The following is a 23918-nucleotide window of genomic DNA, read 5'->3' on the forward strand; positions in this document are numbered from 1 at the left end:
TAAGTATGAATGGGATTTTGGATGAGTACTTTAAGCAGTTGTATAGGTTCTTTTGTAGGTTTGGTAGGAGCTATATTTATTGCAATATGGCAAGTGAAAAAGGCACAAAAGTTAAATAATATACCTTTTTATCTTGATTTCAATAAGGCGCAAATTTACATAAATAGATATATAGAGAAGGTAGAAGAAATATTAAGTAAAACACAAGGGATAGAAAGAAAAAACGCTAGAAAATTGTTATCCCAAAATGACTATGTATATTTAAAAGAAAATTTAGAATTGGCTATTAAAACGGTAAATAAAGAGATTAAACAAGTTGACTTTAAGAATTTTTCGGAAGTGGTATTGGAAATAAATTTAAATGCTCCTTTAACTTATTACAAGGATTTAAACTTTCTTTTTTTCACAATGGCAGTCATGTATAACTTTGTAATTAATGATAGCAAGAATATTGTTAGGAATTTACCTCCAAAAATTGGGTTATATTTCGCCAATGATTTGCCAATACTATTTATATTAAGAAAATTTAAACAACGATATAAAAAACTAAAAAAACAGATGAAAATCTAAATGAAAATAGGGAGGTAAATAATGTACAGCCAATTAGCAAATTCAGTAAATAGTAAATTACTTAATAAGTTTGAGCTAGATTTGGTTAATGCTGCTTTAAAGGGATTAGATGAAAAAAATAATCCTCTCCGATTTAATACATTTGCTTTAACATTTCGTGAGTTAACCAGAATTATTTTGCATCGATTGTCTCCTAATAAGAAAGTTCTTAACTGCCAATGGTATACTAATGAGACCGACAAAAAGGATGGAATAACGAGAATTCAAAGGATGTTGTATGCGATTAAGGGTGGAATATCAGATGATTTTATTGAGGAAGAATTAAATATAGATATAAACGATATTGTTAAGAGCTTAAAAAAAGTAATTGATATTTTAAGTAAATACACCCATATAAATCAAGATACATTTTATTTAACGCCAGGGACTGGGGAAAATTTGGTTCGTATGACACTTGAATCATTTAATGATTTTATTAACACCATTGAAGAATTTCGAATGGAAATTCAACAGGCGTATGAAATAAGGGTGAGTGACTTAATTAATGATGCCATTTATTCTGGAATAATTAATGAAATAGATATTTTAGCAACACATTATTTAATTGACTATGTAGGTATAGACCACATAACAATTGATGATATAAATGATTCTATCATTAGTATTGAAATTAATGGCTATATAGATGTTGAGCATCAATACGGTTCTGATGGAGATTATAGAAGGGGAGATGGGGTAAGGGTTGGAAGCTCCTACCCATATCAGGTACAAACAACAGTAGATGTTAATTACCCCCTTGAAATTCATATAGGTGCAGATGACATTGAAGTTGATAATTCTAAATTTTACGAATGATAGTGACCTTTATAGAAAATTCTTTATTTTAAGTTAAAACTAATAAAAAGACACCAGCTCAAATGAACTGGTGTCTTTTAAAGTACCAATGAAACTTTATTCTCCGCTCATGACATTTTCAATTATTGTTTTGATATAAACTGGAGTGCTGCTTCCCCAATGAACATTGTAACCATATTTATTGCATCTTATCGTAGTCATTGAACATGACAAGTCGAATATCGCAATAATGTAATAATGGTCTCCATCATCATAAGTATGTTCATCCATTTTCATGTCATCCACATAATCTTCCCAATCGTCTCCGAGTTTCTCTTCGAACGCTTCTTCTAATTCTGCGAATTTCATATCAACCAGACGCTCCAAATCCTTACCTTCAAAAACAAATGCCATTGTTCATTCCCCCGAAATTTAGTTTATTCGTAATTAAGGGAATTTTTATGTAATTAAGCACATCTTAGCATATTATGTTGAAATATGTCAACGGCGCTTTTCAGAATATAAAACGCCCCTAGAAGGGACGCTCTGCTTATCTGCCTTTTAAATCCTCAAGGATTTCTTTCTTTATGTCTTCTGGTATTGAAGATAATTGTTCCATTTTGTCTCGTATTCTTTGATAAAAGTTTTCAGTGGTGGTAAATCCATTTTCAATAAGTATGTCACGTATTACCATGAAATGAAGGGTATCACTAACGTTAGACGCTCTATCTTTCAGTTCCATATGTATTTCACCTCCCGCTAAGAAATGTTCGACATGATAGGAATTTATTCCTTTTAATTTTCATAATTATGGTACAATTGGGTAAAAAAGTGGTAGGGGAGAAGGATAGATGCTTATTTTAGCAGCTGCTCAATCATCAACTGGAATACCGCCAGCTTTTTATGGCTCACTAATAGGCACGCTCATTTCCGGCTCTGTTGCTGTTGGAATCTTAGCTTATAATACATATCAAAAAAATAAAGAATATAATTTTCGGTGTTATGGTGCTATGAAGGTGATAATTTCTGAGCTTCAAACTTTTGAAGCATATGAAAAAGTTGTAAAAGAAATGGTAGATTTGTATTATGCAGATAAAGACAAAAATTTTTTCGTTGACACCATGAATAGTTTAAAAAACGAAATATTAGAAGAAGCTAGCAAAAAATTTCATAAAGAAAGAGCAAACATACCATACGATTTTATAAGCAGATTTTATTCCATCTTGGATGTATTAAATTATACAATAAGTACTCATACACAAGTTGCTAATGAACCAGTTCCTATGCACACAAGTATCCTACTAAATAATTATAGAAACGTTAACAAACTTGCCAAGGAGTTCAACAAAAATGCAACTAAATATCTTGCCACCGTTGAAAAGAAATATAAAATCAAAGATTTTTACTGATAAAACTTCAATTTCAAGGGGAGAAGGAATTGAACATTAAAGAATGGGCTCCTGTGATATCAGCTACAGCCGCTGCTATTGCATCGATAGGTTCGTGGGTATCAATTTATGCTCAAGGGAAGAGAGACAAGCGGAATAAAGAAGCTGTAGTAGCACCAGGAATAAAAAATATAAATTTATTTTTATCACATATTGTTAAAGATTGGGAAGGTGAAAGGGAGTTCCAGAGTGGTTTTTCAGAATCCTCAATCAGTTATACCAAAGTACCTATCTGGAATTACGGAACAACACCGATATTTAATATCGATTATTATTTTCAATTTGAAAACTTAGAAGATTATTTAAAAGAAATTCCTCATGAAGATATGGACAACAGTTATGTCATGACGGTTTCTAAAGATGGAAAGTTTCACGATTTAACAGTTGTTAGAAAATTCGAAAAAGCTAAAAGTTATTATCACAGAAAGATTGTTCCTTTTTCCCAACATATTGATTCCATTCAACCAAATAATAAATCAGATATTCAAATACCAGAATATATTATAATTTTACTTAATAATTTCTTCCTTAGTAAAAATAATCGTCAATATGAACATGCAAGTTTTAAATTATTTTTTAAATATGATGATGTTAATTTTAAATCATGGGAGATTATATTTAGAATTTATATTGCGACTAACCTTACCTTTGATGAAAAAAGATTAACAGCAAGTTTCCATTATGAAATTGTTAAAAAGAAGAGACGGATACAAAGGTTTACACCCATGCAAATTGATAGACGACTCATTCGGGCTGACAAGATAAGAAGGACTTTTAAAGTCATTAACAAACCTAAATTAAAGAATATTTTTAAAAACAAAAAAGAAGAGCGCCAGCTATAAACTGACGCTCTTTTTATATAAGCCGATACTTCCTTGAGAGGAGGATGCCGTTTTTTATTCAAATGCTTTTAAATCCTTTTTGATTTGTGCAACGTTGCTTCTTCCCCACGGGCTGTCCAATTTTTCACGCCCGAGGTATAAATCTCTATTGACTTGTAGCACGTCAATTCCTAGCAAACCGTATGGTTTAGTTTCGTAATGTTTTTCCAGCACCCGATAGATGAATAACGCTCGAAGGATTGTTTCTTCTTTTTCTTTGGCAATGCTGTAGTTTTTGTCCTTCTTTACAATTCGCTCCGCTCCGAACCGTGTAATCATTCGGAAGGTTTCAAGGTCCTCTTTGTTCGGTTTGTATGATGAAGTTAATTTCATGAGCTTGTCATATTTTTCTTGCTTTGTCATCTGTTTATTATCAGCCAATTTGCTGATTGCCGGCAACATTTTGGTGAAGTCGTTAATTTCAACTTTCTTTGTTGTTTTCTTTTCCTTCTTCTGTTCTACTTTCGGTTTAGCAGCTGTCTTACTATCGTTGTTGTCTGGAGCATCGCATGCTCCGATTAGCAAACCAATTGACACAACTACTGCTGACGCTGTGAGCACCTTCTTTTTCTTTGCTGCCGTCTTCTTTTCAGTTGTCTTTTGCTCAGTCATTTCGTAAACTTCCTATTCTGTTTTGTATTTGTCTTACTCATTAAGTATAACAACTTTAACTGAATAAAAAAGTACGGATATTATTCGTACCTTGGAGACAGTCGCAATGTGGCTATCTCCTACCTTGCAGGTACTTCTCAATTTCATTAGTCGCCATCGAATCTAATTTCCTGAATTGGGGAACGAGTGCAAAAGCCGATTGTGCCTCAACGTGAAATGCAACAGTTTCAGCATCTGCAAGCAAATTCAATTCATCGCAATAGTACTCCAAGGTCTTTAATGCCAACCAGTTCGACTTGGTCGTCTTTCGAAAGAAAATCAACTTCAAAGCGGCAATGGCAGTAGGTACAAAATGTTTGTGCATAAATAAATCCTCCTTTTTGTAAGTTACTTACATATTATATGAGCTAATTTTGGCTATCAAGAAGAAATCAGGCCATAAAAAAACCGCTCCACAGGAACGGTTATTCAGGAAGCCTTGGCTTTTGTTCTAAAGGTAATAAATGACGAAAATCTTCAGGGAGGGTATGATGTACAACTTCCGTATATGACTTCAGGTATGTGCCATTATATATTTCTGATTTAACTGGGGTTAATCCAATGGGCTCGAATGTGCCAAAACCAATTTCTTTTGTTTCAAGCTTGGAATTTTGATAATCATCTGCTTTTTTCAAGGAATAGCCAATCGCTGATTTATAGTAATGGTCATCAAGAAGTTCATCATTAAAATTGTATTTTTTCTTTACTCGTTGATTTGATGCTTTCAGGTAAAGAAAATAGCAAGTGTAATAATAATCGAAACCCAACTCCTGGAATTTCTCCTTGAGTTCTGATTGGTAAGCTTTAACGTAGCTGGAATTTTTCCTGTAAATAATATCAGTGGGTTCGATATTATATTTTTCTTGGAGCTCACGTTCTACTTTAGCAAGCTCTTGTTCCTCGATATCATTAAGCTCTTTATAAATTTCCTGATAAGAACCTTGTACTTTTTGACCATCAACTATTGGCTTGTTAGTAAGCTTACCGAGTTTTGGTTTAAATGTTTTGATTACGCCAACTTTCTTTTTGCTCCAGTTTATAATCCCGCTTCGTTCCATACGGTTAAAGGCTGAGATGATTTGGTTTTCTAAAGTTGCGTATTCTCTGTTAAATACATGATTAATAAAAAACGGATGCTTATCAATTATTTTGGCTTCTCCGAGTATTTTCATGAAAGTCGGTGCATTGCTTGGAGATTTCGAATAGCTAATGAAGTGTCCTGCTAATCCTGAATGAAACATAATGTTGCTCATGGCGCCTTTGTATGTTTTTTCATTCTCCAAAAGCATACGTACAATCATATTTTCAACAGGCTTGGCTATTGGGGTTTGGTATTCATTACCTTTATTATCTTGACGTTTATCGAGCCGCACAGGTACTTGACGTTTTTCTCCCAAGATGAAAACAGTCTGTTTTCCTTTCCCTTGAGGTTCCACAGAAGTGTATTCTTCCAAAAAGCGAGTCGTGATTGCTCTCAGCTGATTGGTGGGCAATTTTCCGTCTACAGTAAATTTTTTAATTTGAGATTCGTTACCTTTGAGGTGAACGTACTCCTGATACGTTAATACAGTTTTGGTTATACCGTCTTCAAAAATAATTTTCATACTGGGTCTCCTTGAATGATTGATTTTTAGAAACGCTACAAGTTCAATCTCCTATAGATATATAAGTCTATAGGAGATTGATTCTGTAGCGTTTTTATCCTTGCAAAACGCACAATGTACAATGACACTCTTCTTCAGGAACAGACTGACTTGTGGAATCATACTTCTCGATGTAGCTTTCATATTTGCTAATGACTCGATTTAATTTAACGAGTGTCCCCTTATTCGTACAATTCTCCTTGAGCTTCTTAAAAGTCTCCAACTGCATCTCATAATACGCTTTCGTGTACATATGTAACGCCTCCGTTTGATTTGATACTACTGTTATATTGAAGTCCTTTTGAGAAGTAAGGATAAAATCAAAATTTATTTTTAAAACAAGATTGTTTATGTTGCCTTTTAATGAAGAAACACGTTATTTGAAAAATATGTTAAAAAAATAGGACTAAAGTCGACCTGCTTTTCGAAAAAAAGTCAATACAATCCTGTTATCTGAAAAACAGGAGGACAACAAAAAAATGGAAGAACTAAACAATGTACGATTCAACAGAATTAATTATCCGAAAGGCGGATTAACAGTAGTGGAAGCAGGAACGTGGACAGTTGGCACAATATCCACTGGGGTAAAAAAGAAAAGTAAATATGAAAGTTTTGGTTTCATTGCAGATGCAACAGTCAATACGGGAATTGACACCAAAGCGAAATACAATCTTCAAGGATATTACGAAAATGGAAAATACGGAAAACAATTCGTAGTACAAAAAATGGAAATGGTACTCAACACCAAAACACTGGACGGTCTTGAACAAGCATTAGGGTTAATCATGAGCGAACTAATGGCAGAGCGAATGATTGAATATTTTAAAACGCCTGAAGCAGTTATCGAGGCTTTTGAAAATAAATATTCAATTGAATTTATGAACATCAAGGGTATGACCGAGGGGAAACTGAAAAGTTACTATCATCTTTATGGGGAAAGGATTCAGGGGCAAGAAGCAATAATGAAGTTAACGCCTTTAGGGTTTACACCCAGACAAGCAAAAGACATTTATTTCCAATATAACGACATGGACTTGATAATGGAAATGCTCGATAACGCTGGCATGTACGATTTTTATCTGGATGGCGTATTAAGTTTCCATGAAGCAGAAGAAATAGGTCGTGCTCGGAGCATTGATTTCTTAAATGAAAAAAGGATTGCGTCATTAATCGTTGCTTACTATAACCAGCCGTTCCAAGACGATTCCTACTTCACATTTAATCAAATCGACACTTATGTTATTCCTTACTTGATTAACAACTGTGGCGAAGGTTTTAATCAAAAGCATTTTGAATCGGCGCTAAGTTATTTGAGTTTTAAAAAAGCGATTCACAAAGTACCAAATAAAATGGGATTGAAAGTTGCTCATGATGTTGAGTTTGGAATTTATCAAATTATCACCGAATTGATTGATAACCTGAAACCGAGGATTTCAACACCAGCGGAAATTATTGAAGATGTGATAAATTCTTCACCAATTCAATTATCTGACGAGCAACGCGAAGCAGTGTACATGGCATGCACAAATGGTGTATCTGTTATCTCAGGTAATGCAGGAGCAGGTAAATCCACAATATTGGGTATCATCACAAAAATCTTTAAGCGAATGAATTATGGTATTGACCAAGTGGCGCTTTCAGGTAAGGCAGCTCTTCGGATTGAAGAAACAACAAGGTTGGAAGCGAAGACCATACATCGTTGGTACAATGGCATTGATTTCTTAAAAATGGACACTGATGATGTTGAGGATGATGATGATAGCGAATTTAAATTAATCAAGCATGATATTTCCAATCCGTACTTAAATGCCACGAATATGGATATGAAAAAGGACGTATTAATTTTGGATGAAGCGTCCATGGTCGGTGGAACAATCATGTTCAATATTTTAAAGATATTGAGTGAAAGTTCTGAAATTAAACATTTCATTATTGTTGGTGATGATGCTCAATTGCCACCAATCGGGATTGGACAGGCATTTACTGATTTGCTGAATTTTGGAAATATCCCATCGAAAAAGTTAACCAAAGTTTATCGACAAGCAAGTGAGTCGGGAACATTAGCAGCCGCAACTATGATTCGCCAAAATCAAAATTTCATGCCCAAGTTGAACACTTTTGGGAAAGATTTTAAACACTTACATTCTGCCAAAGGACCAGAAATTATTGAAGAATTTGACAGGATGCTCAAAAACAACAATGGAAATATATTGGAAACTCAAATCATTGCTTTAAAAAATGCAGACGTTGCGAAAATCAATGTGAGCATTCAAAAGCATTTGGAAATATTCTCGCCAAACTTTTACGAGAGCAAAGACCGAGGCGTTAAATTTAAAATCTACGAAGGTTCTAAAGTCATGCTGTCTGAAAATCTATATCAAAATTTAAATGCTGATGGCGAAGATGGCGGAGACCCTGTATTTAATGGAAATATCGGGATTGTAAAACTTATCAATAAAGAATACATGGTAATTGATTTTGCTGGGATAGGCGAAGTTGGAATTGAAAGCGAAAACTGGAGAAAATTAAAACTCGCTTACGCAATCACCGTCCACAAATCGCAAGGTTCAGGTTTCAATTCTGTAATTGCCATTGTCACTGATGAAGTGGAAGCAATGCTCACCAGCAATATGATGTATACAGCGATAACACGTGCTAAAAATGAATGTACACTCATTTCTCGTGATTATGTGGTGGACAAGTGTGCCAAGAAAAGTGCAGCGGAGCGACAAACGTGGTTGCCAATATACTATGGAGGAAAAAATTAATGGAAGTAACAACAATCAAATATAAACACAAGAAGCGTGAATGGCCTGATTATATAATCAAAGCAAGGCAAGAACGCAAAGAGCAGAAAGAGATGGAGGGTCGTCTGAAAAATGGCGACCTGTACGATATGAAGGAACTGGAACGAAGGATATACACTCCAGATTATTACATGAAAGAAAGACAAAGCTACAGAGACGCTAAATACCTTGAACGGCTCAAGTATTATAAAACGCCTGAAGGACAGATGAGAGAGCAGGAAATAAAATACTCGAAATATTTATAAAATCACCTTACTCCTTTGTTCAGTACGTACACATACTGTACTGATATAAACGAACCATGCAAACTAAAACAAATATTGAGAATGGAGTCATTTTAATGAAAACGTATATTGTATTACCCAATGATAAGAGATTATCTTTCGCCGAAAAACAGGCAAAGAAAGAAGAAGATATTGAACGAGCGCTGTTGTGGATTAAAGCTGTCACGGAAGGTAAATTTACAGCTGAAATGGAGTTCGTTGGCACGGAGACACAATGGAAAAACATAATCCAGGTCTTCAATAAGGTTAGTAAAATCCTTTTCAGTTCCAATAACAACAATATGGAGCTAATCAGTCGCTTCTTGGTTAAGCGCTATGAGTTCTCAGCTGATGAAAGGTATGTATCATTGGCTCGTGTTGTTAAAGCTATTCATTATATGGATGCCCATGAACGATTTGATACAGGAGAAGGACAGGCATTTGATGATGCTTTTAAGAAGGACAGCTTGGTTTGGGAACAAATCATACGCCGAGCAGAACAAATATCAAATTAGCTTGAAGCTGAACCAGTGTTATAAATCAATGCTGGTATTTTTATTTGATTAGGCTAGCCCCCTGAGGTCAATTTGGAAAATGCTTTTGAAGAATGGAGGACCAGTTGCCTCTCCACTCACACCACATCTCCCTAAATTAACTTTTTTAACAAAATTGAAAGGACGATTAATTATGTATTACAAAGTAGGAAGACCAAGAAAACCCGCATCTTTGAAACAAGGTCGTTCAGAAAATAAAGCTGAACTGAAAATTCGTAATGAAGCTGAACGGAAATTAATGGGGAGTACGGATAAAGTTAAAGACCCTCCAGAGAATCTTGACTCATTGGCAAAGGCGTATTATAAATTTTTGGTCAGGGAAATGGAAGCAAGTGGTTTACTGTGTGATTTAGACATTATGTTGCTTGCGATAACTGCTAAATGTTTGAGCCAATTGTATGAATGTAATGAAATATTAAACCGTGATGGTATTTTGATTTTTGACCATAAAGGAAATCCAAAAGAGCATCCAACCGTTAGAACGCAGGACAAACTGAGAAAAGCATATAAATCATGTTGTAGTCAACTTGGCTTATCGACATTGTCAAACGCCCAATTGGGTGAATTAAATGCAAAAGCTAAAGAAGAAGCGGAAGACCCATTACTCATGCTTTTAAAAGAAAATAGTTAAGGATAGCCACTTGTGCTATCCTTTTCATTTTAGTCGGCTTGTAATTTATCTCTAATGGTATCAATTATTTCTGCCAGCAAATCAATACTAGCTTCAATGTTTACCACAAAATCGGTAGTAGTTGTATAGGTACCTACACCACCTGAAATAATGAGCTGTCCATTTTCATTTCTTTGTGTAATCCCTGAGTTAACATGATTTGGTTTGAAATTATGGGTGATATCATTACGAAAGTGTTCGACTGATTTGTATATATCATTTTGTCGAATACTTTGAAGATAATTATGTAGCTCTTCATCAATGGGTTTTAATGCTTTTGAAACTTTACTGTTAAATCCCATCACCGGCTCAATTCCTAAGTAATTTTTAACATTAATAATATGGTATATAGTATCAAGCAAACTTGAAAACCTCGGGTAATAACTGTCCATATAAAAGTGAAACCAATAGATAATATGCTCATGCTTTTCTTCGAAATGCGGGAAGTATGTAACACCACCGTTTTCATTGCTAGCAACCCATTCGGTGTCTGGAATCCCTTTCCCGTAATGGTGCATTACAAGAATATAGTTATTAATTAAATCAAAAGCTTTCTGATTGTATTCATTTATCCAAAAATCTAGCTGTAAATTCATAATTCCTTCACTTCCAAGGATGGAATATGTTTGTTTACCGCTTTTCTCTTTCAGTAGTATTTTTCGAAAAGAAGCTCCTTTCCTGTCAAATAACCTATTCCATTGTTCATGAGTTGGATAATCTGCATAGTCCAAACGGTTGCTCATTTACATTCCTCCAATTACATTATATTTCCATTATATCGGTTGGCTTTAAATATAAAAATGTAAAAAAAATTAAAAATAATAGCTTACTTTGTTGTTAGCACTGTATATATATTAAGAAGATGTTTCGACATCTCTTATACATCTTTAATAATATGAAATTGAATGGAGAAGGAAAATGGATAGCTTAATTCAAGTATTAAATAAATTAACAGAAGTAGAGAACAAATCTAGCAAAAGAAATGTCCAATCGGAAGTTAAGAAAGCGGTTGTTCAGCTTTGTCAAAGTGATAAATATACACAAAAAGAAACACTTGTATTTTTAAATCAAGTGCTTGAAGAATGGGATAAGCCACCAGTAACTATCGGTTGCGTAAGACATCATTGGAAGAAGTAATATATTGTTGTCGAAAGACAGCAAGGTACACTGTCAAAAACTTTTCCGCTTAGAAAGCAAAATGGTACTCCATATTATTTTGAACAATGACAGTGTAGCTTGGTGTTTTTTTAACACAACACGCTTTCAAGAAACATAATTTCCACCGTGACATGATTCTTCATGTCACTCCTCCAAAACTAACAGCAGGGCCAGATGGCCTTGCTTTTTTATTTGAAATTAAATTTATAAGGAGATTGTTTACATGACGATTAAAAAAATGGAAGTCAGATTGAATGAGCTTCAATTAGACAGCACCGATGAAGGGCTTAAAGTTTCTGGCTATGTGAATAAAACAAACCAATGGAGTCAACCATTGGGTAGCCGAAGAAAATTTATTGAAAAAATTGAACCAGGTGCTTTCCGTAAAGCGCTTCAAAATGGAAATGAAATTCATTTTTTAGCTGAACATGATAATGCAAAAATTCTTTCATCTACCAAAAATGGCTCGTTAACTTTACGAGAAGATGACCAAGGGTTGTATATGGAAGCAATAATCAGCGATACCAGTTGGGGTCGTGACTATCACACGCTCATTAAAGATGGAATCATTCAAAACATGAGCTTTGGTATGCAAGTAATTAAGGATAGCTGGAAGAAAATGAGTGATGGAATGTATCAACGTTCAATTAGCGATATTTACCTTGGTGAAGTATCTGCTGTTCGAAATCCTGCTTATGTTCAGTCGACTATCGCTGCTCGTTCAATTGAAGTCGTTGAAGACGTTGAAATACCAATTGAAGTAAAGAAGGACGAAGAACGTAAAGATGAACAACCATTGTCGGAAAAAATTGAAAATACGAGAAGCAGTTTAAAACTAGCTGAAATGTTAGTCGCTAATGGTGATAACGAAGCAATTGAACTGGTTAATATACTTAAAGGAGAAATTGTTCAAATGGAATCGCAATTAAAAGAGGCAACTGCAACTAAAGTAAAAGAAAAAGAAGAAGAGCGGGCAATGACAGTGAACAGTTCAACAGCACTAAAAATCATGCCAATTAATTTGATTCGTGAAAAGGTTAAACAAATGGGCGGAAAACATTCTCTCGTTACAAGAACTGATATTGTAGTCCAAAGTGGCGGTAAAATCGAAGTATTGCTTGAAGACGGAGAAAATTACAAGGAAAATTTATTTGTAGGCGAAATGGTAGATTTAAAGCTCGGTGATTTTACAGCAACAAAAGTAGCTATACAAACAGACCGTATCGGTCATGCTATCGAAGTTTCCGAATTGCTTTTAGAAAAATCAGTTCTGGAAGACCAAGAGAAAAGCTTTGAAAGAAAGTTAATTGGACGAATTGAAGACAGTATAAATTATTGCATGCTTACGCCAGAAGGAAATATGGATAATTTAAACGATGATAATTCTGTTTATAACATTATTTCGACAGTGGGGACAGATGCTGTTTCATTAGTTGATGTTTTGACCTTGATAAGCAAGTTGAATCAAGAATATCGTGAAGGTGCTGTTTTTATCATGCACACAAATGTATTCAATCAAATTTTAATTAATAAAACAGAATTTCCCTCTGAATATTTGAAATTGGTTAAGGATGAATTTAGCGGTAAAAATCTATATTTTCTTTGCGGTTATCCAATCCTTGTAAACGATAATGCCGATACAAAACGTATCTTACTTGGTAATTTGTTCGAAGGATATAAAACAATTATTTCTGAAGGACTGAAGAAAATTACTCAGGATATCTACGGAAATAAAATAAATAAAGAAGTTCGTTCATTTGATTTGTTTAAAACAACAGATTCAAACCGGCAAGCAGCTGGCAAACCAGTATATCAGATGGATGCATATGTTGGAGGAAAAGTAATTAATAAAGATTGCTTTGTTCGGCTTGATGTAAAACAAGTAACTGCATCTTCAGAACCAGCTACTGAAGCTGTTAAAGAAGTGGAGAACCCAGTTAAAGAAGTAGACAAACAGGAAAACGTAGTTACCGCATCTGCTGAAGCACTGAGCGATGTTAAACCTGTTACGCAGGATAAACCAAAGCAACGTAAAAAATCAAAAGCTTGATGAAGCAGGGAGTCCATTAACGGGCTCCTTGTTTTAAATTCTAATAAAATTACCATTTCATGAGAAATTTATAGGAGGAAGCCAAATGGCTACGAAAGTAATTTTTATCACATCCCTTGTCGAAGGTGGCGGTTACAATCAACCCTCATACAGCTACGCATATGGAAATATTTATACATTGGACGATGCTAAAGCCACTATATACATTAACAGTGGATGTGCCATTCCATTTGCAGGTTGGGATACTAATCCCAAAGCGCCACCAAGAATTTTTAACAATAAGTAACATTTACCGAGTCCTTTTGGGCTCGGTCTTTTTTTGTTTATGTCTCCTTAAACTTCTATTAAATATGTGGTAATTTATTGAAAGTAGTCGCTGTCCAAAATGGTTGGCGGCTATTTTTTTAGAGATAACAGTAAGAAAGTTAATGCTAATGCTATAAGTGATAAACCGTCAATAAATTGTGGAGCTACAGGGCTATCATTGTATTTATATCCAAATATAAGAGCCATAGGAAGAGCGCTAATTATAGCAGCCCCTTCCCCATATTTTAAACACGGAAAACGATTGGCACCAAAATTAAAAAATTCTTCAAGTATGAAACAGTAAGAAATGATGGTGAAACCGACCATAACACCAGGACTAACGTCCATTCCTCTGACTCGAGCAAAAGCTACTATTAAAATTGAAATTGAAAAACTAAAAGTTAAATATTTGCTTTGCATATTTTCCGTCCTTCGTTCAAGATAATTTCCTTTATATGTATTATAGCGTTTAAAATTGAATATGAATATTCAAAAAATAAATTTTAAAATCAACCTTACATTTCAGATTTCCTCAATACAATACGTTTCATCAAAGAAGCGTGGAGGAACGGAAATGAAAAAAATAAAGGAAATCATCGTAACAACTGAAGGCGAACCGACACCAGAAAGCCTGCAATTATTAGCGGAATACTTAATGACCATAACGTCCAATTGACGTTATTTTTTTTGGTTTATAGAATTCTCCCTACTGTCGGAACTTACCGGCTCGGGCAAAACTACAATTATGTATTCTCTTCTTCAATACCTTCAAACCAAGGACACCATAAATATTTTGACGCTTGAAGATCCGGTAGAAAAGAAAATGGATCTTTTTTTGCAAATGGAAGTAAATGAAAAAGCAGGGATTACTTACGGTGAAGGATTTAAATCACTGCTTCGCCATGATCCGGATGTGATCATGATCGGAGAAATCCGGGACGAAACAACAGCGAAGCTGGTCATCCGGGCGGGAATGACCGGGCATCTGGTCTTGTCTACCGTGCATGCGGAAGATGCACTCGGCTGCCTGTACCGGTTGGTCGAATTTGGGCTTTCGGTCCAGGAAATTGAGCAAACATTGCTTGGCATTGTTTCCCAGCGGCTGCTTTCGCTAACCTGTCCGTATTGCGGAACCCGCTGTGAGCCATATTGCTTTATGCGAAGACATGACAAACGAATGGGGTTATATGAATTATTGTCAGAATCCGGGCTGGAAAAAGGGATGGAATGGATCCGGGGCAACTCGGATCGGCCGGATGGTTTACGAACACTGAATTATTTTATGAAACAGGGAATGGCGCTTGGATTTCTGCCGATGAACACTCTTCACAGGTGGGGAGTGGACCGATGAGAAAAAGGGAAAGAAGTTGGACCAAAAAGCAGCAGGGAGATTTCTTGCTCCGTCTGGGCCGGCTGCTCGAACAGGGCTACACACTTCCCAAGGCGATCAGCATTCTCAAACTTCATCAACATCAGTGGATGAAAAAGGGATTGTACCGGGTGTATGATTCTCTTGTTAAAGGATATTCTCTTCATGAAGCACTGGCTTCAGAAAAGTTTTCAAGTGAAGTTTTAGGGTTTTTGGAGCTATCCGAAAAGCATGGTGATTTGTGTTTTAGTGTAATGGAAGGCGGCAAGATGCTCAGAAAAAAAGAAGAGATAAAAGAACGGTTTTTAAAGGCTGTGCGCTATCCTGTATTTCTGTTTTTTATTGTTCTATCCGTTTGTTTCATAATGTTCCGCCTGCTTATTCCTCATTTTCTCTCTCTGTATTCCTCATTGAACATTGATTTCCCCTGGTTTACAACCTTCATGATCAATTTATTAAAAAAGCTTCCATTCTTTCTGGGATGGATGTTAGCAGGAGCTGCAGCAACTGGTACGGTTTATTTTTTTATATCAAAAAATATGCACCCATCGAGACAAATCCGCTTTCTTCTCCGTATTCCGCTGTTTAATAAACTTCTTGCTGTATGGATCACCCATCAATTTTCCGTACAGATTGGAAGTCTTTTGAAAGGCGGGCTGGCGATCAATGATGCGCTCGTCATCCTTGAAGATAATCAATACATGCGTTTTTTTCGGTATGAGGCCGCTAAGATGAAGCAGGATCTGCTGAACGGTTTAAAGTTTGAGGACATTGTTGCACAGCGACGTTATTTTGTTCCGGAACTCTCTGTCATTGTTGCGCATGGTCACACGTCGGGGCTGCTTGGCAAAGAGTTGATAGACTATAGTGAAATGCTGATGAGTTATGCAGAAGAAAAATTGTCCAGGTACATTGTCATCGTGCAGCCGGTACTGTTCCTTTTTATCGGCAGCACCATTCTGGTTATGTTTGTGTCGATGCTGCTCCCGATGTTTAACATGATGGATTCCATTCAATAAAAGAGGTGGGTTAATGAAAGAATTAAGCGAAGATGGTTTCACCCTGATCGAAATGATGATTGTGCTCCTCATTATTTCTGTACTCCTTTTGATCGCCTTACCGAGCATGGCAAAGAATCTGGGTGTTGCAAAGGATATTGGCTGCAAGGCGACGATTGATCTTGTTCAGGGGCAGGTTGGCGCATATGAAGCGGAAAAAGGGACCAAACTGACTGACCTTAGCACACTGGTAACAGAAGATTATGTAGATACAGTAAAGTGTCCAAGCGGCAAAGCATTGGAACTTCAAAACGGAGTAGTGGTTGAAGCGGGCAACTGAAGTAAACGGATACTCCTTGGTTGAACTGTTGATCGTATTATCGATCGGTGGCATTTTGCTTGGAGTAACCGCAGTTTCATTGCAAAGCTACTACAAAAGCAGGGAGGTGCACTTTTTCCTGGAACAGTTGAAAAGAGATCTGTACTTTACACAGCGCCAAGCTGTGGTGCAGCAAAAGGTTGTTTTCTTGCATATTTACCCTGATCAGCATCGTTATGTGGTTGGCAGCGGGACGAGCAGTGTATTCAAAGAGATAATATATGCGGATCAGGTTGATGTGGAATCTTCCACCATGACGATGAAAATTACGTACACGAAAAACGGAAACATCAGTTCATCGGGCACATTGCTGATTAAAACGGATGCCGGGAAATACCGACTAGTGTTTTTGCTGGGAAAGGGGCGGTTTTATGTGGAGAGATTGTAATGGCTTTTATCTCTTGGAAACACTGCTTGCCTTGAGTGTGCTTTCGATCGTGATCGGTGCCGCCGCTCCCGTGCTTTACCGGATTTATCATGAACGCTTCACCCTTCAGCAGCAAAGGGAAGCGTTAGAGCTTCTGGCCAATAAGCTTAGTGATGGAAGTGAGGTGGAAGAAGGGGCAGTGGCAGGAGAAACAGGGGAATTCAAATGGGATTTCCGGGAAGGAGCGCCTTGTATTGCATTTACCGGTAAAAATAAAAGGATGTACAGTGAATGTGGTGTAATCAAAAGAGTCAACCAAATGGCTTTACCCTGATCGAAACGGTAATTGCTCTTGCTATTTTTCTGATGCTTGCCTTGCTTTCTCCCCTTTTAATAAAGGTTCTTTCCCCTCCAATGGAGAACAGGGTTCCTGCAGAAGAGCTGGAATCTTTCTATATGTCCATTGGCCCGTTGATCCGGGAAGCCAATCAAGTTACAGCGAATGCTGACCGGTTGCTTCTTTCGTCAGAATCCGGCCAGCAGATTAGCTTTTCTTATTATCAAAACAGAATTCGCAAACAAATCAATGGACAAGGATATGAGACGTGGCTGTTTTCCGTCAAGCAATTCCGGCCTTCCATAAAAGATTCGGCTGTTACATTGGTGATTATCGATACGGCTTCCCATGTGTATAAGCGCGTTTTTGTCCGAAAGACGGGGCTGTCTCCATGAATGAAAAAGGATATATTTTTCCGGTGGTGCTGGTGTTCTGTCTGATCATTTCCATGCTGACTGCTCATCAGCTCTTTATGTATTTGGGAGAAAAGCAATTTTTAGCGGACCAGAAACACCGCTTTCAGCTCGATCAGATGATTGAGAAAACAAGCAGTGAACTCCTCCTGACTTTGAAGCAGGACAATGTACCGGCAAGCCGGTTTGAGTTCCGTGAAGGAGTAGTGGACTGTCAGATGAACAAGACAGGCCTTCCTGTGATTGAGCTAAAATTATCGGCCATTTTGAAAAACCTTCAGACAAAAAGCGTGATTATATATTATAATAGCGAGACAAAAACGATTACCAAGTGGGTGGAGGGTACAAGTTGAAGCCGATATTTTTAACAGGATTCATGGGGTCCGGCAAGACGACAGTGGGCTCACTGCTCGGTGAAGAGCTGGACTTGCCGGTCATTGATACGGACCGTTTGATTGAAGAAACATACGGTAAGACGGTTGCCGAAATCTTCGCCGAAGATGGTGAAGCAGTTTTCCGAAGCTATGAAGCTGCCATTCTTGCTGAACTGCCAAAGGAAGATGCCGTCATTACGACAGGCGGAGGTCTTGCGGTTTCCGCGGAAAACCGGAAATTTATGATGGAGAACGGATTTGTCATTTTTTTGAGCTGTTCCCTGGAAACTATTTTTGAACGGCTGAAAGAAGACACAAGCCGTCCACTGTTTAACCAGGAAAAAAAGAAGGAAATGCAAAAGCTATATGAATCGCGGCTTCCGATTTACCGGGATTGCCACTGGGCGCTCGAGACCGGAGGATGCCACCCAGAGGAAGCGGCCGAACGCATTGCAGCAAGGTTAAAGCGCTCTGAAATGGGATACACTGGGGACAAACGATAAAAAAGGTGTGGTTTCCCGTGAACGCGTATTTTAAATTTTTGATCGAGTCTCTTGTTAAACGGCTGAGCCGGACACAAGAGGAAAAACTGTATTTGAAAGAGCAAAAAGCGGAGCGAAAACAGCCAGTTCTCGTTTCGCTTTTTGGAATGCTTCCGTTATCGCTTGGAATGGTATTTAAAAAGAACAAAAAGTAGTCTTGCCTGCACAATCCTAACATTGTTCATTTTTAAAATTATATGATAGGGTTGAATTAACCTAAAAATGAAGAAGTGTGGTAATGATGGGAAATGAAAAAACATTGCTGGACCGGCTGAAACGGCCTCTGAAAGATTTGCGGATTTCAGTAACAGACCAATGCAATTTTCGGTGTTCGTACTGTATGCCGAAAGAAATTTTTGACAAGGATTATCCTTTTTTGGAAAAGACAGAGCTCTTAAGCTTTGATGAAATTATAAAGGTTGCTGAGCGTTTTGTTGCTTCAGGTGTGACCAAGCTGAGAATCACGGGCGGTGAACCGCTGATGAGAAAGAACCTTCCGGAGCTCATTGGGGAACTGAACCAGCTCAAGGGGCTCGAAGATCTTGCTCTTACAACAAATGGTGTACTTTTGCCTCGTGTCGCCCATGACCTGAAGAAAGCCGGAATGGATCGCGTGACCGTCAGCCTTGATTCTCTTGATTCCGATCTTTTTGGCCGAATTAACGGCAGGGGAATCGGGGTGAAACCGGTGCTTGAAGGTATGAGGGCTGCTCATGAAGCGGGCCTGCAAGTGAAAGTCAACATGATGGTCCGAAAAGGAGTGAACGAACAGGAAATTCTCCCTATGGCCAAGTATTTTAAATCCACTCCTTATATTCTTCGGTTTATTGAATTTATGGATGTAGGGACAACGAACGGATGGAACATGAAAGAAGTCGTGACGAAGGAAGAAATTCTTAAGAACGTTCAAAGCGAACTGCCTCTTCAACCCGTGCGGGAAAACTATTATGGTGAGGTTGCTTCCCGCTATCAGTTTGCTGATGGAGAAAATGAGATTGGCATCATTTCATCGATCAGCGATTCCTTTTGTTCCTCCTGCACGAGAGCGAGGCTGTCTGCTGACGGCAAGGTGTACACCTGCCTATTTGCTTCGAACGGAACCGACATAAAAACACCCCTTCGAGAAGGGGCAACAGATCTAGAACTGGATGCACTTATTTCCCGAATTTGGAAAAACCGTACTGACCGTTACTCCGACGAACGCCGGGAGGGCGCGGCCACAAGAAAGAAAATTGAGATGTCTTACATTGGGGGCTGATTGCAGCCTCCTTTTTGGTTTCCACGATTATGACAGGGCTGTCTCAGACAAATAAAACAATCCGCCGTTTATGATATCCACGCTGATTATTGGCTCATACTGGGTACGGAGTGCTTCTTTTTCCACGTGGTAGTACTCCGGCTTTTCCTCTTCATCTTCATAAAAGCGGTCCAAAAGGTCTTCGTCTTCACGCCATCTTGCCTTCGCATCTTCCGCCCAGCTGTGGTCATCCTGCTTGATTTCCTGTTCCACAAGAGATTCGATCCGTTTTAACCCGCTAATGGGCCGGATGAAGGGGGAAAGGGTGTAACAGAAGTCAGGAATCTTGCGGGTCAGCGGAAGCTTTGAGAGCTTCTCATGAAAAGACTCTACCATGCGTCCCGTAATGAGATGGATGCCATAGGAGGAAATACGGTCTTTTTTGCGGTCGCACTGATAAGAGGTTTTCATATTCACACACAGCCACGGATGAAGAGCAATGTTTTGCCCGGAATGCTGGGTGATGGATTCATACATCCGAATGAAAGACCCCAGTTTCTTGGTGGAAGCAAAAATTTGATGTAGCCGGGGGGAACCAAAATGGATAAACTCTCCGCCGCCGTCGGGAGGCGTTTGCTGGCCCGTTACAAGTGTGAGGGTCAGTGGATTGGGAACGCCCCCGGTTTTCTCCAGGTAATGCCAGTAAAACGGTCGGTTCATCAATAGCTTATCGAGTTCCACGGTCAGCTGAATCTTCATATAACTGGGATGTCTTGCTTCCACCGTGCATTCATTGGCTTCAAAATACCGTTCAAGAAAATGATGAATCTCGTGCTGCTGCATGTTCTTCCCAGCCTTTCTTTTTTATGCCTCCGCCGAGATTGATCAGCGAGGCAAGATTGTCCATTTTCACTTTCATCTCCCCTTCACTTTCCGAGTTCAGCATAATATCAGAAATGTAAGTTTCAATGTTTTTTAGTTCAAATTTAGCCAGTATTTCATCGAGCTCACCAATTACGCTTTCAAACAGATTGATCTTGTTGTAGAGAAGGTTCAATATCCGTTCTTCAATGGTATTCTCTGTTGCGAAATTATAAATATGAACGTCGCCTTTTTGTCCGATCCGGTGAATCCGGCCGATCCGCTGTTCAATGCGCATCGGATTCCACGGCAGGTCGTAGTTAATGATATGCTGGCAAAATTGGAGGTTAATTCCTTCTCCGCCGGCTTCTGTGGCGATAAGCACCTGTGCATGGTTTTTAAACAGATGGGTCATGTACTCTTTTTTGCTCCGTTTAAATCCGCCGCGAAACGGAACTGAAGAGATGCCATGCTGCTGCAGATACCATTGCAGATAGAGCTGGGTGGCCCGATATTCGGTAAAGATAATCACTTTGTCATTGATCGATTGCACGAGCTCGAGCGTTTTCATCGCCTTGGAATTTTGGGTGACCTCTTCTATTTTTTTCATGACAGGAACAATGGTATGTTCGGAATAAGGGTCTTTTTGAAGCATGTTCTTCAGTGTCATGAAGCAGGCTTCTCTAGAACTGCAGACTTCGCGCTGCAGGGTAAGCACAGAAAATTTGCTTCGGCTGAACTGAGGCAATTCCTTAAGTTCGGAAATGCTGCTGTACAAATTACGCTCAGTTTCTGAAAGGGTGATCGGAATGGTTTTAACAAACCGTTTGGGCCATTTTAGCCCTGTTTCTTCTCTTCGGTTCCGGACCATCACTTTATTTACGAGCTGCTTCAGCTTTTCCTCGTTCTTCAAGGAATGCTTGTCGTTCCTGAAGTCTTTATCAAAGTTTTCCTGATTGCCAAGATGTCCTGGTTTTAACAAGGAAACCAGATTAAAGATTTCTTCTACCCGGTTCTGAACCGGTGTAGCGGTGAGAAGAAGGCAGAATTTCTTTTTTAAATGCTGAACAAATTCATAGTTTTTCGTGTTTTTGTTTTTAAGCTTGTGAGCTTCATCGATCACGATGATGTCATAATCCTGGTTCAGGACAATGTCACGGTGAGGCTGGCGTTTTGCGGTATCGATGGAGGATACGACCACCTCGCACTGCTCCCAAACGTATGATTTTTTTTGCGCCACCGCAGGAATGAAAAACTTGGAGTTTAATTCTCCTGTCCATTGCAGAACAAGGGAAGCGGGTACGAGGATAAGGACCTTTTTGGCAAGTCCCCTGATCATGTATTCCTTCAGGATCAGCCCGGCTTCAATCGTTTTTCCAAGCCCGACCTCATCGGCGAGAATGGCTTTGCCGTTCATTTTTTCGATCACGGTTTTTGCAACCTCAAGCTGATGGGGAAGGAAGGTAAGCTGCGGAAGATGTCCCGGAGCCTGAAGACCGAGAAAATCAGGGATGGATAAATTCTTTTCCGCTTCAAGCGCAAGGTTATATAACTCCCATTTTGTCCAGGGGCCATCATCATCCATCCGTTTAATAAATTCGTCATGCCATTCCCGGTTAAAGTTGATATTAAGATTCATGGCCGCTTTCCTTTCTATGTATCATAATCCGCTTGCACACTGCGGTTTTCAATTCTCAAAATTGCGTTGCTTTTTAAACTAAAATAATGATAGGATAATAATGTGTTTCCAAGGCAAAACCTATTTACTAGTATGGACGACGGACAAAAATAACATACTTGCGAATGAAAGCAAGAGGAGAGACTATTTCGGTAGCGCCGAAGGAGCAAGCAGGAGCGAAACTCTCAGGCAAAAAGACTCTTGTTTGACGCGTCTCTGGAGAGCGTCCACTATGGACCACCAACGAAGAAACGAAGGGGCATGCCCCTTTCCAAACTTACTGGTTGAAGGACAGAGGGATACCTGACTAATGGTATTTCTCTGTCCTTTTTTGTATTTTCCATATTCTGCAGGCGATGGTTTATTTACTTGGAATTTTTCGAATATTACCAATGATGGATGAAAGGGAGGAAACGTAATGAGGGACTTAAAGCGCACACCACTTTTTGACATTTACAAAGGGCATGGCGGAAAAGTGATTGACTTTGGAGGCTGGGAGCTTCCTGTCCAGTTTTCCCGTATTGGTGAGGAACACGAAGCGGTTCGTACGAAAGCGGGGCTGTTTGACGTTTCGCACATGGGAGAATTTGAAGTAAAAGGAGAAGGGGCAAGCGCCTTTTTGCAGCGCATGCTTACTAATGACCTTTCCAAATTAAAGGATGGCGGCGCTCAGTATACCGTGATGTGCTACGAAAACGGCGGCACCGTAGATGACCTGTTGGTGTATAAGTACAGCGACCAGCACTACTTGCTTGTTGTCAATGCCTCCAACATCGAAAAGGACTTTGACTGGCTACAGTCCCATCTTGGTGAAGGGGTCGAGCTTTCCAATATTTCTGCAGAAACGGCCCAGCTTGCGTTGCAGGGACCACTCGCGGAACGTGTTCTGCAAAAGCTGACAGAGACCGATCTGTCCTCCATTGGCTTTTTTAAATTCAAACGTGATGTCAGCCTTCAGGGTATCCATGCGCTCGTATCGCGCACGGGCTATACAGGCGAAGACGGATTTGAAATTTATTGTTCTCCTGAAGCGGCGGTCAAGCTTTGGGATATGATTCTTGAAGCGGGCAAAGAAGAGGGTGTGGTTCCTTGCGGATTGGGTGCACGTGATACTCTCCGTTTTGAAGCAAAACTTGCGCTTTACGGACAGGAGCTCACAAAAGACATTACTCCGATCGAAGCAGGGATCGGTTTTGCGGTAAAAACGGATAAAGAAACTGACTTTATCGGCAAAGACGTGTTGAAGAAACAGAAGGAAGAAGGAGCACCAAGAAAACTGGTCGGGCTTGAGATGATTGATAAAGGGATTCCGCGTTCTCATTATGAAGTGTTCAAGGATGGCGAACGGATTGGTGAGGTTACAACCGGAACACAATCACCAACCTTGAAGAAGAATCTGGGCCTCGCGCTCATAAAAACGGAATTTGCCGAATTAGGAACCGAAGTCGACGTGCAAATCAGACAAAAACGCTTGAAGGCGGTTGTTGTAAAATCGCCATTTTATAAACGCAGCTAATCAAAGCCCCAA

The 23918-nt window shown here is 38.7% G+C and carries 31 protein-coding genes and 1 riboswitch; of the genes, 22 read left to right on the forward strand and 9 right to left on the reverse strand.

What is annotated here, in order from left to right; translation table 11 throughout:
- Window positions 1-9 precede the first annotated feature (9 nt).
- Together DMO16_RS02025 and DMO16_RS02030 are read left to right on the forward strand one after the other, a co-directional pair.
- Entirely contained in the window at window positions 10-570 is a 561-nt protein-coding gene (locus DMO16_RS02025) for a hypothetical protein (protein ID WP_129475061.1), read from the forward strand.
- Between the two features lie 21 nt (window positions 571-591).
- Window positions 592-1425, forward strand: a complete 834-nt coding sequence (locus DMO16_RS02030) for a hypothetical protein (protein WP_129475063.1) — start codon at window positions 592-594, stop codon at window positions 1423-1425.
- Between the two features lie 96 nt (window positions 1426-1521).
- On the opposite strand, the gene DMO16_RS02035 is transcribed toward DMO16_RS02030, so the two are convergent.
- Window positions 1522-1818: a hypothetical protein gene (locus tag DMO16_RS02035; protein ID WP_129475065.1), complete on the reverse strand. Its 297-nt coding sequence runs from the start codon at window positions 1816-1818 to the stop codon at window positions 1522-1524.
- Window positions 1819-1954: 136 nt separating this feature from the next.
- Complete coding sequence (locus tag DMO16_RS02040; protein WP_129475067.1) at window positions 1955-2146, reverse strand: hypothetical protein; 192 nt, start codon at window positions 2144-2146, stop codon at window positions 1955-1957.
- 109 nt (window positions 2147-2255) lie between these two features.
- On the opposite strand from DMO16_RS02040, the gene DMO16_RS02045 reads away from it, so the two are divergent.
- Entirely contained in the window at window positions 2256-2813 is a 558-nt protein-coding gene (locus DMO16_RS02045; protein ID WP_129475069.1) for a hypothetical protein, read from the forward strand.
- Between the two features lie 29 nt (window positions 2814-2842).
- Entirely contained in the window at window positions 2843-3694 is an 852-nt protein-coding gene (locus DMO16_RS02050) for a hypothetical protein (RefSeq protein ID WP_129475071.1), read from the forward strand.
- Between the two features lie 54 nt (window positions 3695-3748).
- On the opposite strand, the gene DMO16_RS02055 is transcribed toward DMO16_RS02050, so the two are convergent.
- The 3 genes from DMO16_RS02055 to DMO16_RS02065 all read right to left on the reverse strand — a co-directional run bounded on the left by DMO16_RS02055 (window position 3749) and on the right by DMO16_RS02065 (window position 5988).
- The gene (locus DMO16_RS02055) at window positions 3749-4345 is read right to left on the reverse strand and encodes a hypothetical protein (protein WP_129475073.1); all 597 of its coding nucleotides are present in this window, start codon (window positions 4343-4345) and stop codon (window positions 3749-3751) included.
- Window positions 4346-4457: 112 nt separating this feature from the next.
- Window positions 4458-4709, reverse strand: coding sequence for a hypothetical protein (locus tag DMO16_RS02060; RefSeq protein ID WP_129475076.1), 252 nt, complete (start codon window positions 4707-4709; stop codon window positions 4458-4460).
- 100 nt (window positions 4710-4809) lie between these two features.
- Entirely contained in the window at window positions 4810-5988 is a 1179-nt protein-coding gene (locus DMO16_RS02065; protein WP_129475078.1) for a hypothetical protein, read from the reverse strand.
- 518 nt (window positions 5989-6506) lie between these two features.
- Here DMO16_RS02065 and DMO16_RS02070 point away from each other — a divergent pair.
- The 4 genes from DMO16_RS02070 to DMO16_RS02085 all read left to right on the forward strand — a co-directional run bounded on the left by DMO16_RS02070 (window position 6507) and on the right by DMO16_RS02085 (window position 10282).
- Entirely contained in the window at window positions 6507-8795 is a 2289-nt protein-coding gene (locus DMO16_RS02070) for an AAA family ATPase (protein ID WP_129475080.1), read from the forward strand.
- The gene (locus DMO16_RS02075; RefSeq protein WP_129475082.1) at window positions 8795-9079 is read left to right on the forward strand and encodes a hypothetical protein; all 285 of its coding nucleotides are present in this window, start codon (window positions 8795-8797) and stop codon (window positions 9077-9079) included. Before DMO16_RS02070 ends, DMO16_RS02075 begins: the two co-directional genes overlap by 1 nt.
- A 95-nt stretch (window positions 9080-9174) precedes the next feature.
- Window positions 9175-9612 carry a hypothetical protein gene (locus DMO16_RS02080; RefSeq protein WP_129475085.1) on the forward strand — a complete coding sequence of 146 codons (438 nt, stop codon included), beginning with the start codon at window positions 9175-9177 and terminating at the stop codon, window positions 9610-9612.
- A gap of 172 nt (window positions 9613-9784) precedes the next feature.
- The gene (locus DMO16_RS02085) at window positions 9785-10282 is read left to right on the forward strand and encodes a phage terminase small subunit P27 family (protein WP_129475087.1); all 498 of its coding nucleotides are present in this window, start codon (window positions 9785-9787) and stop codon (window positions 10280-10282) included.
- A 29-nt stretch (window positions 10283-10311) separates the two neighbouring features.
- Here DMO16_RS02085 and DMO16_RS02090 read toward each other — a convergent pair whose 3' ends face one another.
- A complete protein-coding gene (locus DMO16_RS02090; RefSeq protein WP_129475088.1) occupies window positions 10312-11064 on the reverse strand; it encodes a Cthe_2314 family HEPN domain-containing protein in 753 nt (250 codons plus the stop codon).
- Between the two features lie 175 nt (window positions 11065-11239).
- Here DMO16_RS02090 and DMO16_RS02095 point away from each other — a divergent pair, with 175 nt between their 5' ends.
- From DMO16_RS02095 to DMO16_RS02105, 3 genes are all read left to right on the forward strand, one after another.
- Entirely contained in the window at window positions 11240-11458 is a 219-nt protein-coding gene (locus tag DMO16_RS02095) for a hypothetical protein (protein ID WP_129475090.1), read from the forward strand.
- Window positions 11459-11702: 244 nt separating this feature from the next.
- Window positions 11703-13529 (forward strand): HK97 family phage prohead protease, encoded by a 1827-nt coding sequence (locus DMO16_RS24090; RefSeq protein ID WP_164988838.1) that lies wholly within the window; start codon window positions 11703-11705, stop codon window positions 13527-13529.
- Window positions 13530-13614: 85 nt separating this feature from the next.
- Window positions 13615-13815 carry a hypothetical protein gene (locus DMO16_RS02105; protein WP_129475092.1) on the forward strand — a complete coding sequence of 67 codons (201 nt, stop codon included), beginning with the start codon at window positions 13615-13617 and terminating at the stop codon, window positions 13813-13815.
- 110 nt (window positions 13816-13925) lie between these two features.
- Here the strand turns inward: DMO16_RS02105 and DMO16_RS02110 are convergent, their stop codons facing one another.
- Window positions 13926-14255 carry a hypothetical protein gene (locus DMO16_RS02110; protein ID WP_129475095.1) on the reverse strand — a complete coding sequence of 110 codons (330 nt, stop codon included), beginning with the start codon at window positions 14253-14255 and terminating at the stop codon, window positions 13926-13928.
- Between the two features lie 289 nt (window positions 14256-14544).
- Here DMO16_RS02110 and DMO16_RS02115 point away from each other — a divergent pair, with 289 nt between their 5' ends.
- From DMO16_RS02115 to moaA, 10 genes are all read left to right on the forward strand, one after another.
- Window positions 14545-15186: an ATPase, T2SS/T4P/T4SS family gene (locus tag DMO16_RS02115; RefSeq protein WP_277873777.1), complete on the forward strand. Its 642-nt coding sequence runs from the start codon at window positions 14545-14547 to the stop codon at window positions 15184-15186.
- On the forward strand, window positions 15183-16223 hold the full coding sequence (gene comGB, locus DMO16_RS02120) for a competence type IV pilus assembly protein ComGB (RefSeq protein ID WP_164988839.1): 1041 nt from the start codon (window positions 15183-15185) through the stop codon (window positions 16221-16223). Before DMO16_RS02115 ends, comGB begins: the two co-directional genes overlap by 4 nt.
- 13 nt (window positions 16224-16236) lie before the next feature.
- The gene (comGC, locus tag DMO16_RS02125) at window positions 16237-16542 is read left to right on the forward strand and encodes a competence type IV pilus major pilin ComGC (protein WP_061971021.1); all 306 of its coding nucleotides are present in this window, start codon (window positions 16237-16239) and stop codon (window positions 16540-16542) included.
- Window positions 16526-16969 (forward strand): competence type IV pilus minor pilin ComGD, encoded by a 444-nt coding sequence (comGD, locus tag DMO16_RS02130; RefSeq protein WP_061971019.1) that lies wholly within the window; start codon window positions 16526-16528, stop codon window positions 16967-16969. Before comGC ends, comGD begins: the two co-directional genes overlap by 17 nt.
- Window positions 16953-17282 carry a type II secretion system protein gene (locus DMO16_RS02135; RefSeq protein WP_129475101.1) on the forward strand — a complete coding sequence of 110 codons (330 nt, stop codon included), beginning with the start codon at window positions 16953-16955 and terminating at the stop codon, window positions 17280-17282. Before comGD ends, DMO16_RS02135 begins: the two co-directional genes overlap by 17 nt.
- The gene (locus DMO16_RS02140; protein ID WP_061971015.1) at window positions 17240-17680 is read left to right on the forward strand and encodes a ComGF family competence protein; all 441 of its coding nucleotides are present in this window, start codon (window positions 17240-17242) and stop codon (window positions 17678-17680) included. Before DMO16_RS02135 ends, DMO16_RS02140 begins: the two co-directional genes overlap by 43 nt.
- Entirely contained in the window at window positions 17677-18051 is a 375-nt protein-coding gene (comGG, locus tag DMO16_RS02145) for a competence type IV pilus minor pilin ComGG (RefSeq protein WP_129475103.1), read from the forward strand. Before DMO16_RS02140 ends, comGG begins: the two co-directional genes overlap by 4 nt.
- Window positions 18048-18575, forward strand: coding sequence for a shikimate kinase (locus DMO16_RS02150; RefSeq protein ID WP_061971010.1), 528 nt, complete (start codon window positions 18048-18050; stop codon window positions 18573-18575). The genes comGG and DMO16_RS02150 overlap by 4 nt, the downstream gene beginning before the upstream one ends.
- Before the next feature lie 17 nt (window positions 18576-18592).
- A complete protein-coding gene (locus DMO16_RS02155) occupies window positions 18593-18769 on the forward strand; it encodes a YqzE family protein (RefSeq protein WP_162264544.1) in 177 nt (58 codons plus the stop codon).
- Window positions 18770-18852: 83 nt separating this feature from the next.
- Window positions 18853-19872: a GTP 3',8-cyclase MoaA gene (gene moaA, locus DMO16_RS02160; RefSeq protein WP_129475107.1), complete on the forward strand. Its 1020-nt coding sequence runs from the start codon at window positions 18853-18855 to the stop codon at window positions 19870-19872.
- 27 nt (window positions 19873-19899) lie between these two features.
- Here the strand turns inward: moaA and DMO16_RS02165 are convergent, their stop codons facing one another.
- Together DMO16_RS02165 and DMO16_RS02170 are read right to left on the reverse strand one after the other, a co-directional pair.
- The gene (locus DMO16_RS02165; protein WP_061971005.1) at window positions 19900-20694 is read right to left on the reverse strand and encodes a YqhG family protein; all 795 of its coding nucleotides are present in this window, start codon (window positions 20692-20694) and stop codon (window positions 19900-19902) included.
- On the reverse strand, window positions 20663-22351 hold the full coding sequence (locus DMO16_RS02170) for a DEAD/DEAH box helicase (protein ID WP_129475109.1): 1689 nt from the start codon (window positions 22349-22351) through the stop codon (window positions 20663-20665). The genes DMO16_RS02165 and DMO16_RS02170 overlap by 32 nt, the downstream gene beginning before the upstream one ends.
- Window positions 22352-22515: 164 nt before the next feature.
- Window positions 22516-22601: riboswitch (glycine riboswitch) on the forward strand.
- Between the two features lie 207 nt (window positions 22602-22808).
- Between DMO16_RS02170 and gcvT the strand changes: the two genes are divergently transcribed.
- The gene (gene gcvT, locus DMO16_RS02175; RefSeq protein WP_129475111.1) at window positions 22809-23906 is read left to right on the forward strand and encodes a glycine cleavage system aminomethyltransferase GcvT; all 1098 of its coding nucleotides are present in this window, start codon (window positions 22809-22811) and stop codon (window positions 23904-23906) included.
- Window positions 23907-23918: the final 12 nt, after the last annotated feature.

Origin of the sequence: Fictibacillus sp. S7 (assembly GCF_004127935.1) — a bacterium.
Classification (GTDB): domain Bacteria; phylum Bacillota; class Bacilli; order Bacillales; family Fictibacillaceae; genus Fictibacillus_C; species Fictibacillus_C enclensis.

Bases quoted from the DNA above. Each gene is read 5' to 3' on its own strand.
- DMO16_RS02025 (WP_129475061.1), top strand. From the start codon at position 10: ATGGGATTTTGGATGAGTACTTTAAGCAGTTGTATAGGTTCTTTTGTA.
- DMO16_RS02030 (WP_129475063.1), top strand. From the start codon at position 592: ATGTACAGCCAATTAGCAAATTCAGTAAATAGTAAATTACTTAATAAG.
- DMO16_RS02035 (WP_129475065.1), bottom strand. From the start codon at position 1,818: ATGGCATTTGTTTTTGAAGGTAAGGATTTGGAGCGTCTGGTTGATATG.
- DMO16_RS02040 (WP_129475067.1), bottom strand. From the start codon at position 2,146: ATGGAACTGAAAGATAGAGCGTCTAACGTTAGTGATACCCTTCATTTC.
- DMO16_RS02045 (WP_129475069.1), top strand. From the start codon at position 2,256: ATGCTTATTTTAGCAGCTGCTCAATCATCAACTGGAATACCGCCAGCT.
- DMO16_RS02055 (WP_129475073.1), bottom strand. From the start codon at position 4,345: ATGACTGAGCAAAAGACAACTGAAAAGAAGACGGCAGCAAAGAAAAAG.
- DMO16_RS02060 (WP_129475076.1), bottom strand. From the start codon at position 4,709: ATGCACAAACATTTTGTACCTACTGCCATTGCCGCTTTGAAGTTGATT.
- DMO16_RS02065 (WP_129475078.1), bottom strand. From the start codon at position 5,988: ATGAAAATTATTTTTGAAGACGGTATAACCAAAACTGTATTAACGTAT.
- DMO16_RS02070 (WP_129475080.1), top strand. From the start codon at position 6,507: ATGGAAGAACTAAACAATGTACGATTCAACAGAATTAATTATCCGAAA.
- DMO16_RS02075 (WP_129475082.1), top strand. From the start codon at position 8,795: ATGGAAGTAACAACAATCAAATATAAACACAAGAAGCGTGAATGGCCT.
- DMO16_RS02080 (WP_129475085.1), top strand. From the start codon at position 9,175: ATGAAAACGTATATTGTATTACCCAATGATAAGAGATTATCTTTCGCC.
- DMO16_RS02085 (WP_129475087.1), top strand. From the start codon at position 9,785: ATGTATTACAAAGTAGGAAGACCAAGAAAACCCGCATCTTTGAAACAA.
- DMO16_RS02090 (WP_129475088.1), bottom strand. From the start codon at position 11,064: ATGAGCAACCGTTTGGACTATGCAGATTATCCAACTCATGAACAATGG.
- DMO16_RS02095 (WP_129475090.1), top strand. From the start codon at position 11,240: ATGGATAGCTTAATTCAAGTATTAAATAAATTAACAGAAGTAGAGAAC.
- DMO16_RS24090 (WP_164988838.1), top strand. From the start codon at position 11,703: ATGACGATTAAAAAAATGGAAGTCAGATTGAATGAGCTTCAATTAGAC.
- DMO16_RS02105 (WP_129475092.1), top strand. From the start codon at position 13,615: ATGGCTACGAAAGTAATTTTTATCACATCCCTTGTCGAAGGTGGCGGT.
- DMO16_RS02110 (WP_129475095.1), bottom strand. From the start codon at position 14,255: ATGCAAAGCAAATATTTAACTTTTAGTTTTTCAATTTCAATTTTAATA.
- comGB (WP_164988839.1), top strand. From the start codon at position 15,183: ATGAGAAAAAGGGAAAGAAGTTGGACCAAAAAGCAGCAGGGAGATTTC.
- comGC (WP_061971021.1), top strand. From the start codon at position 16,237: ATGAAAGAATTAAGCGAAGATGGTTTCACCCTGATCGAAATGATGATT.
- DMO16_RS02135 (WP_129475101.1), top strand. From the start codon at position 16,953: ATGTGGAGAGATTGTAATGGCTTTTATCTCTTGGAAACACTGCTTGCC.
- DMO16_RS02140 (WP_061971015.1), top strand. From the start codon at position 17,240: ATGTGGTGTAATCAAAAGAGTCAACCAAATGGCTTTACCCTGATCGAA.
- comGG (WP_129475103.1), top strand. From the start codon at position 17,677: ATGAATGAAAAAGGATATATTTTTCCGGTGGTGCTGGTGTTCTGTCTG.
- moaA (WP_129475107.1), top strand. From the start codon at position 18,853: ATGATGGGAAATGAAAAAACATTGCTGGACCGGCTGAAACGGCCTCTG.
- DMO16_RS02165 (WP_061971005.1), bottom strand. From the start codon at position 20,694: ATGCAGCAGCACGAGATTCATCATTTTCTTGAACGGTATTTTGAAGCC.
- DMO16_RS02170 (WP_129475109.1), bottom strand. From the start codon at position 22,351: ATGAATCTTAATATCAACTTTAACCGGGAATGGCATGACGAATTTATT.
- gcvT (WP_129475111.1), top strand. From the start codon at position 22,809: ATGAGGGACTTAAAGCGCACACCACTTTTTGACATTTACAAAGGGCAT.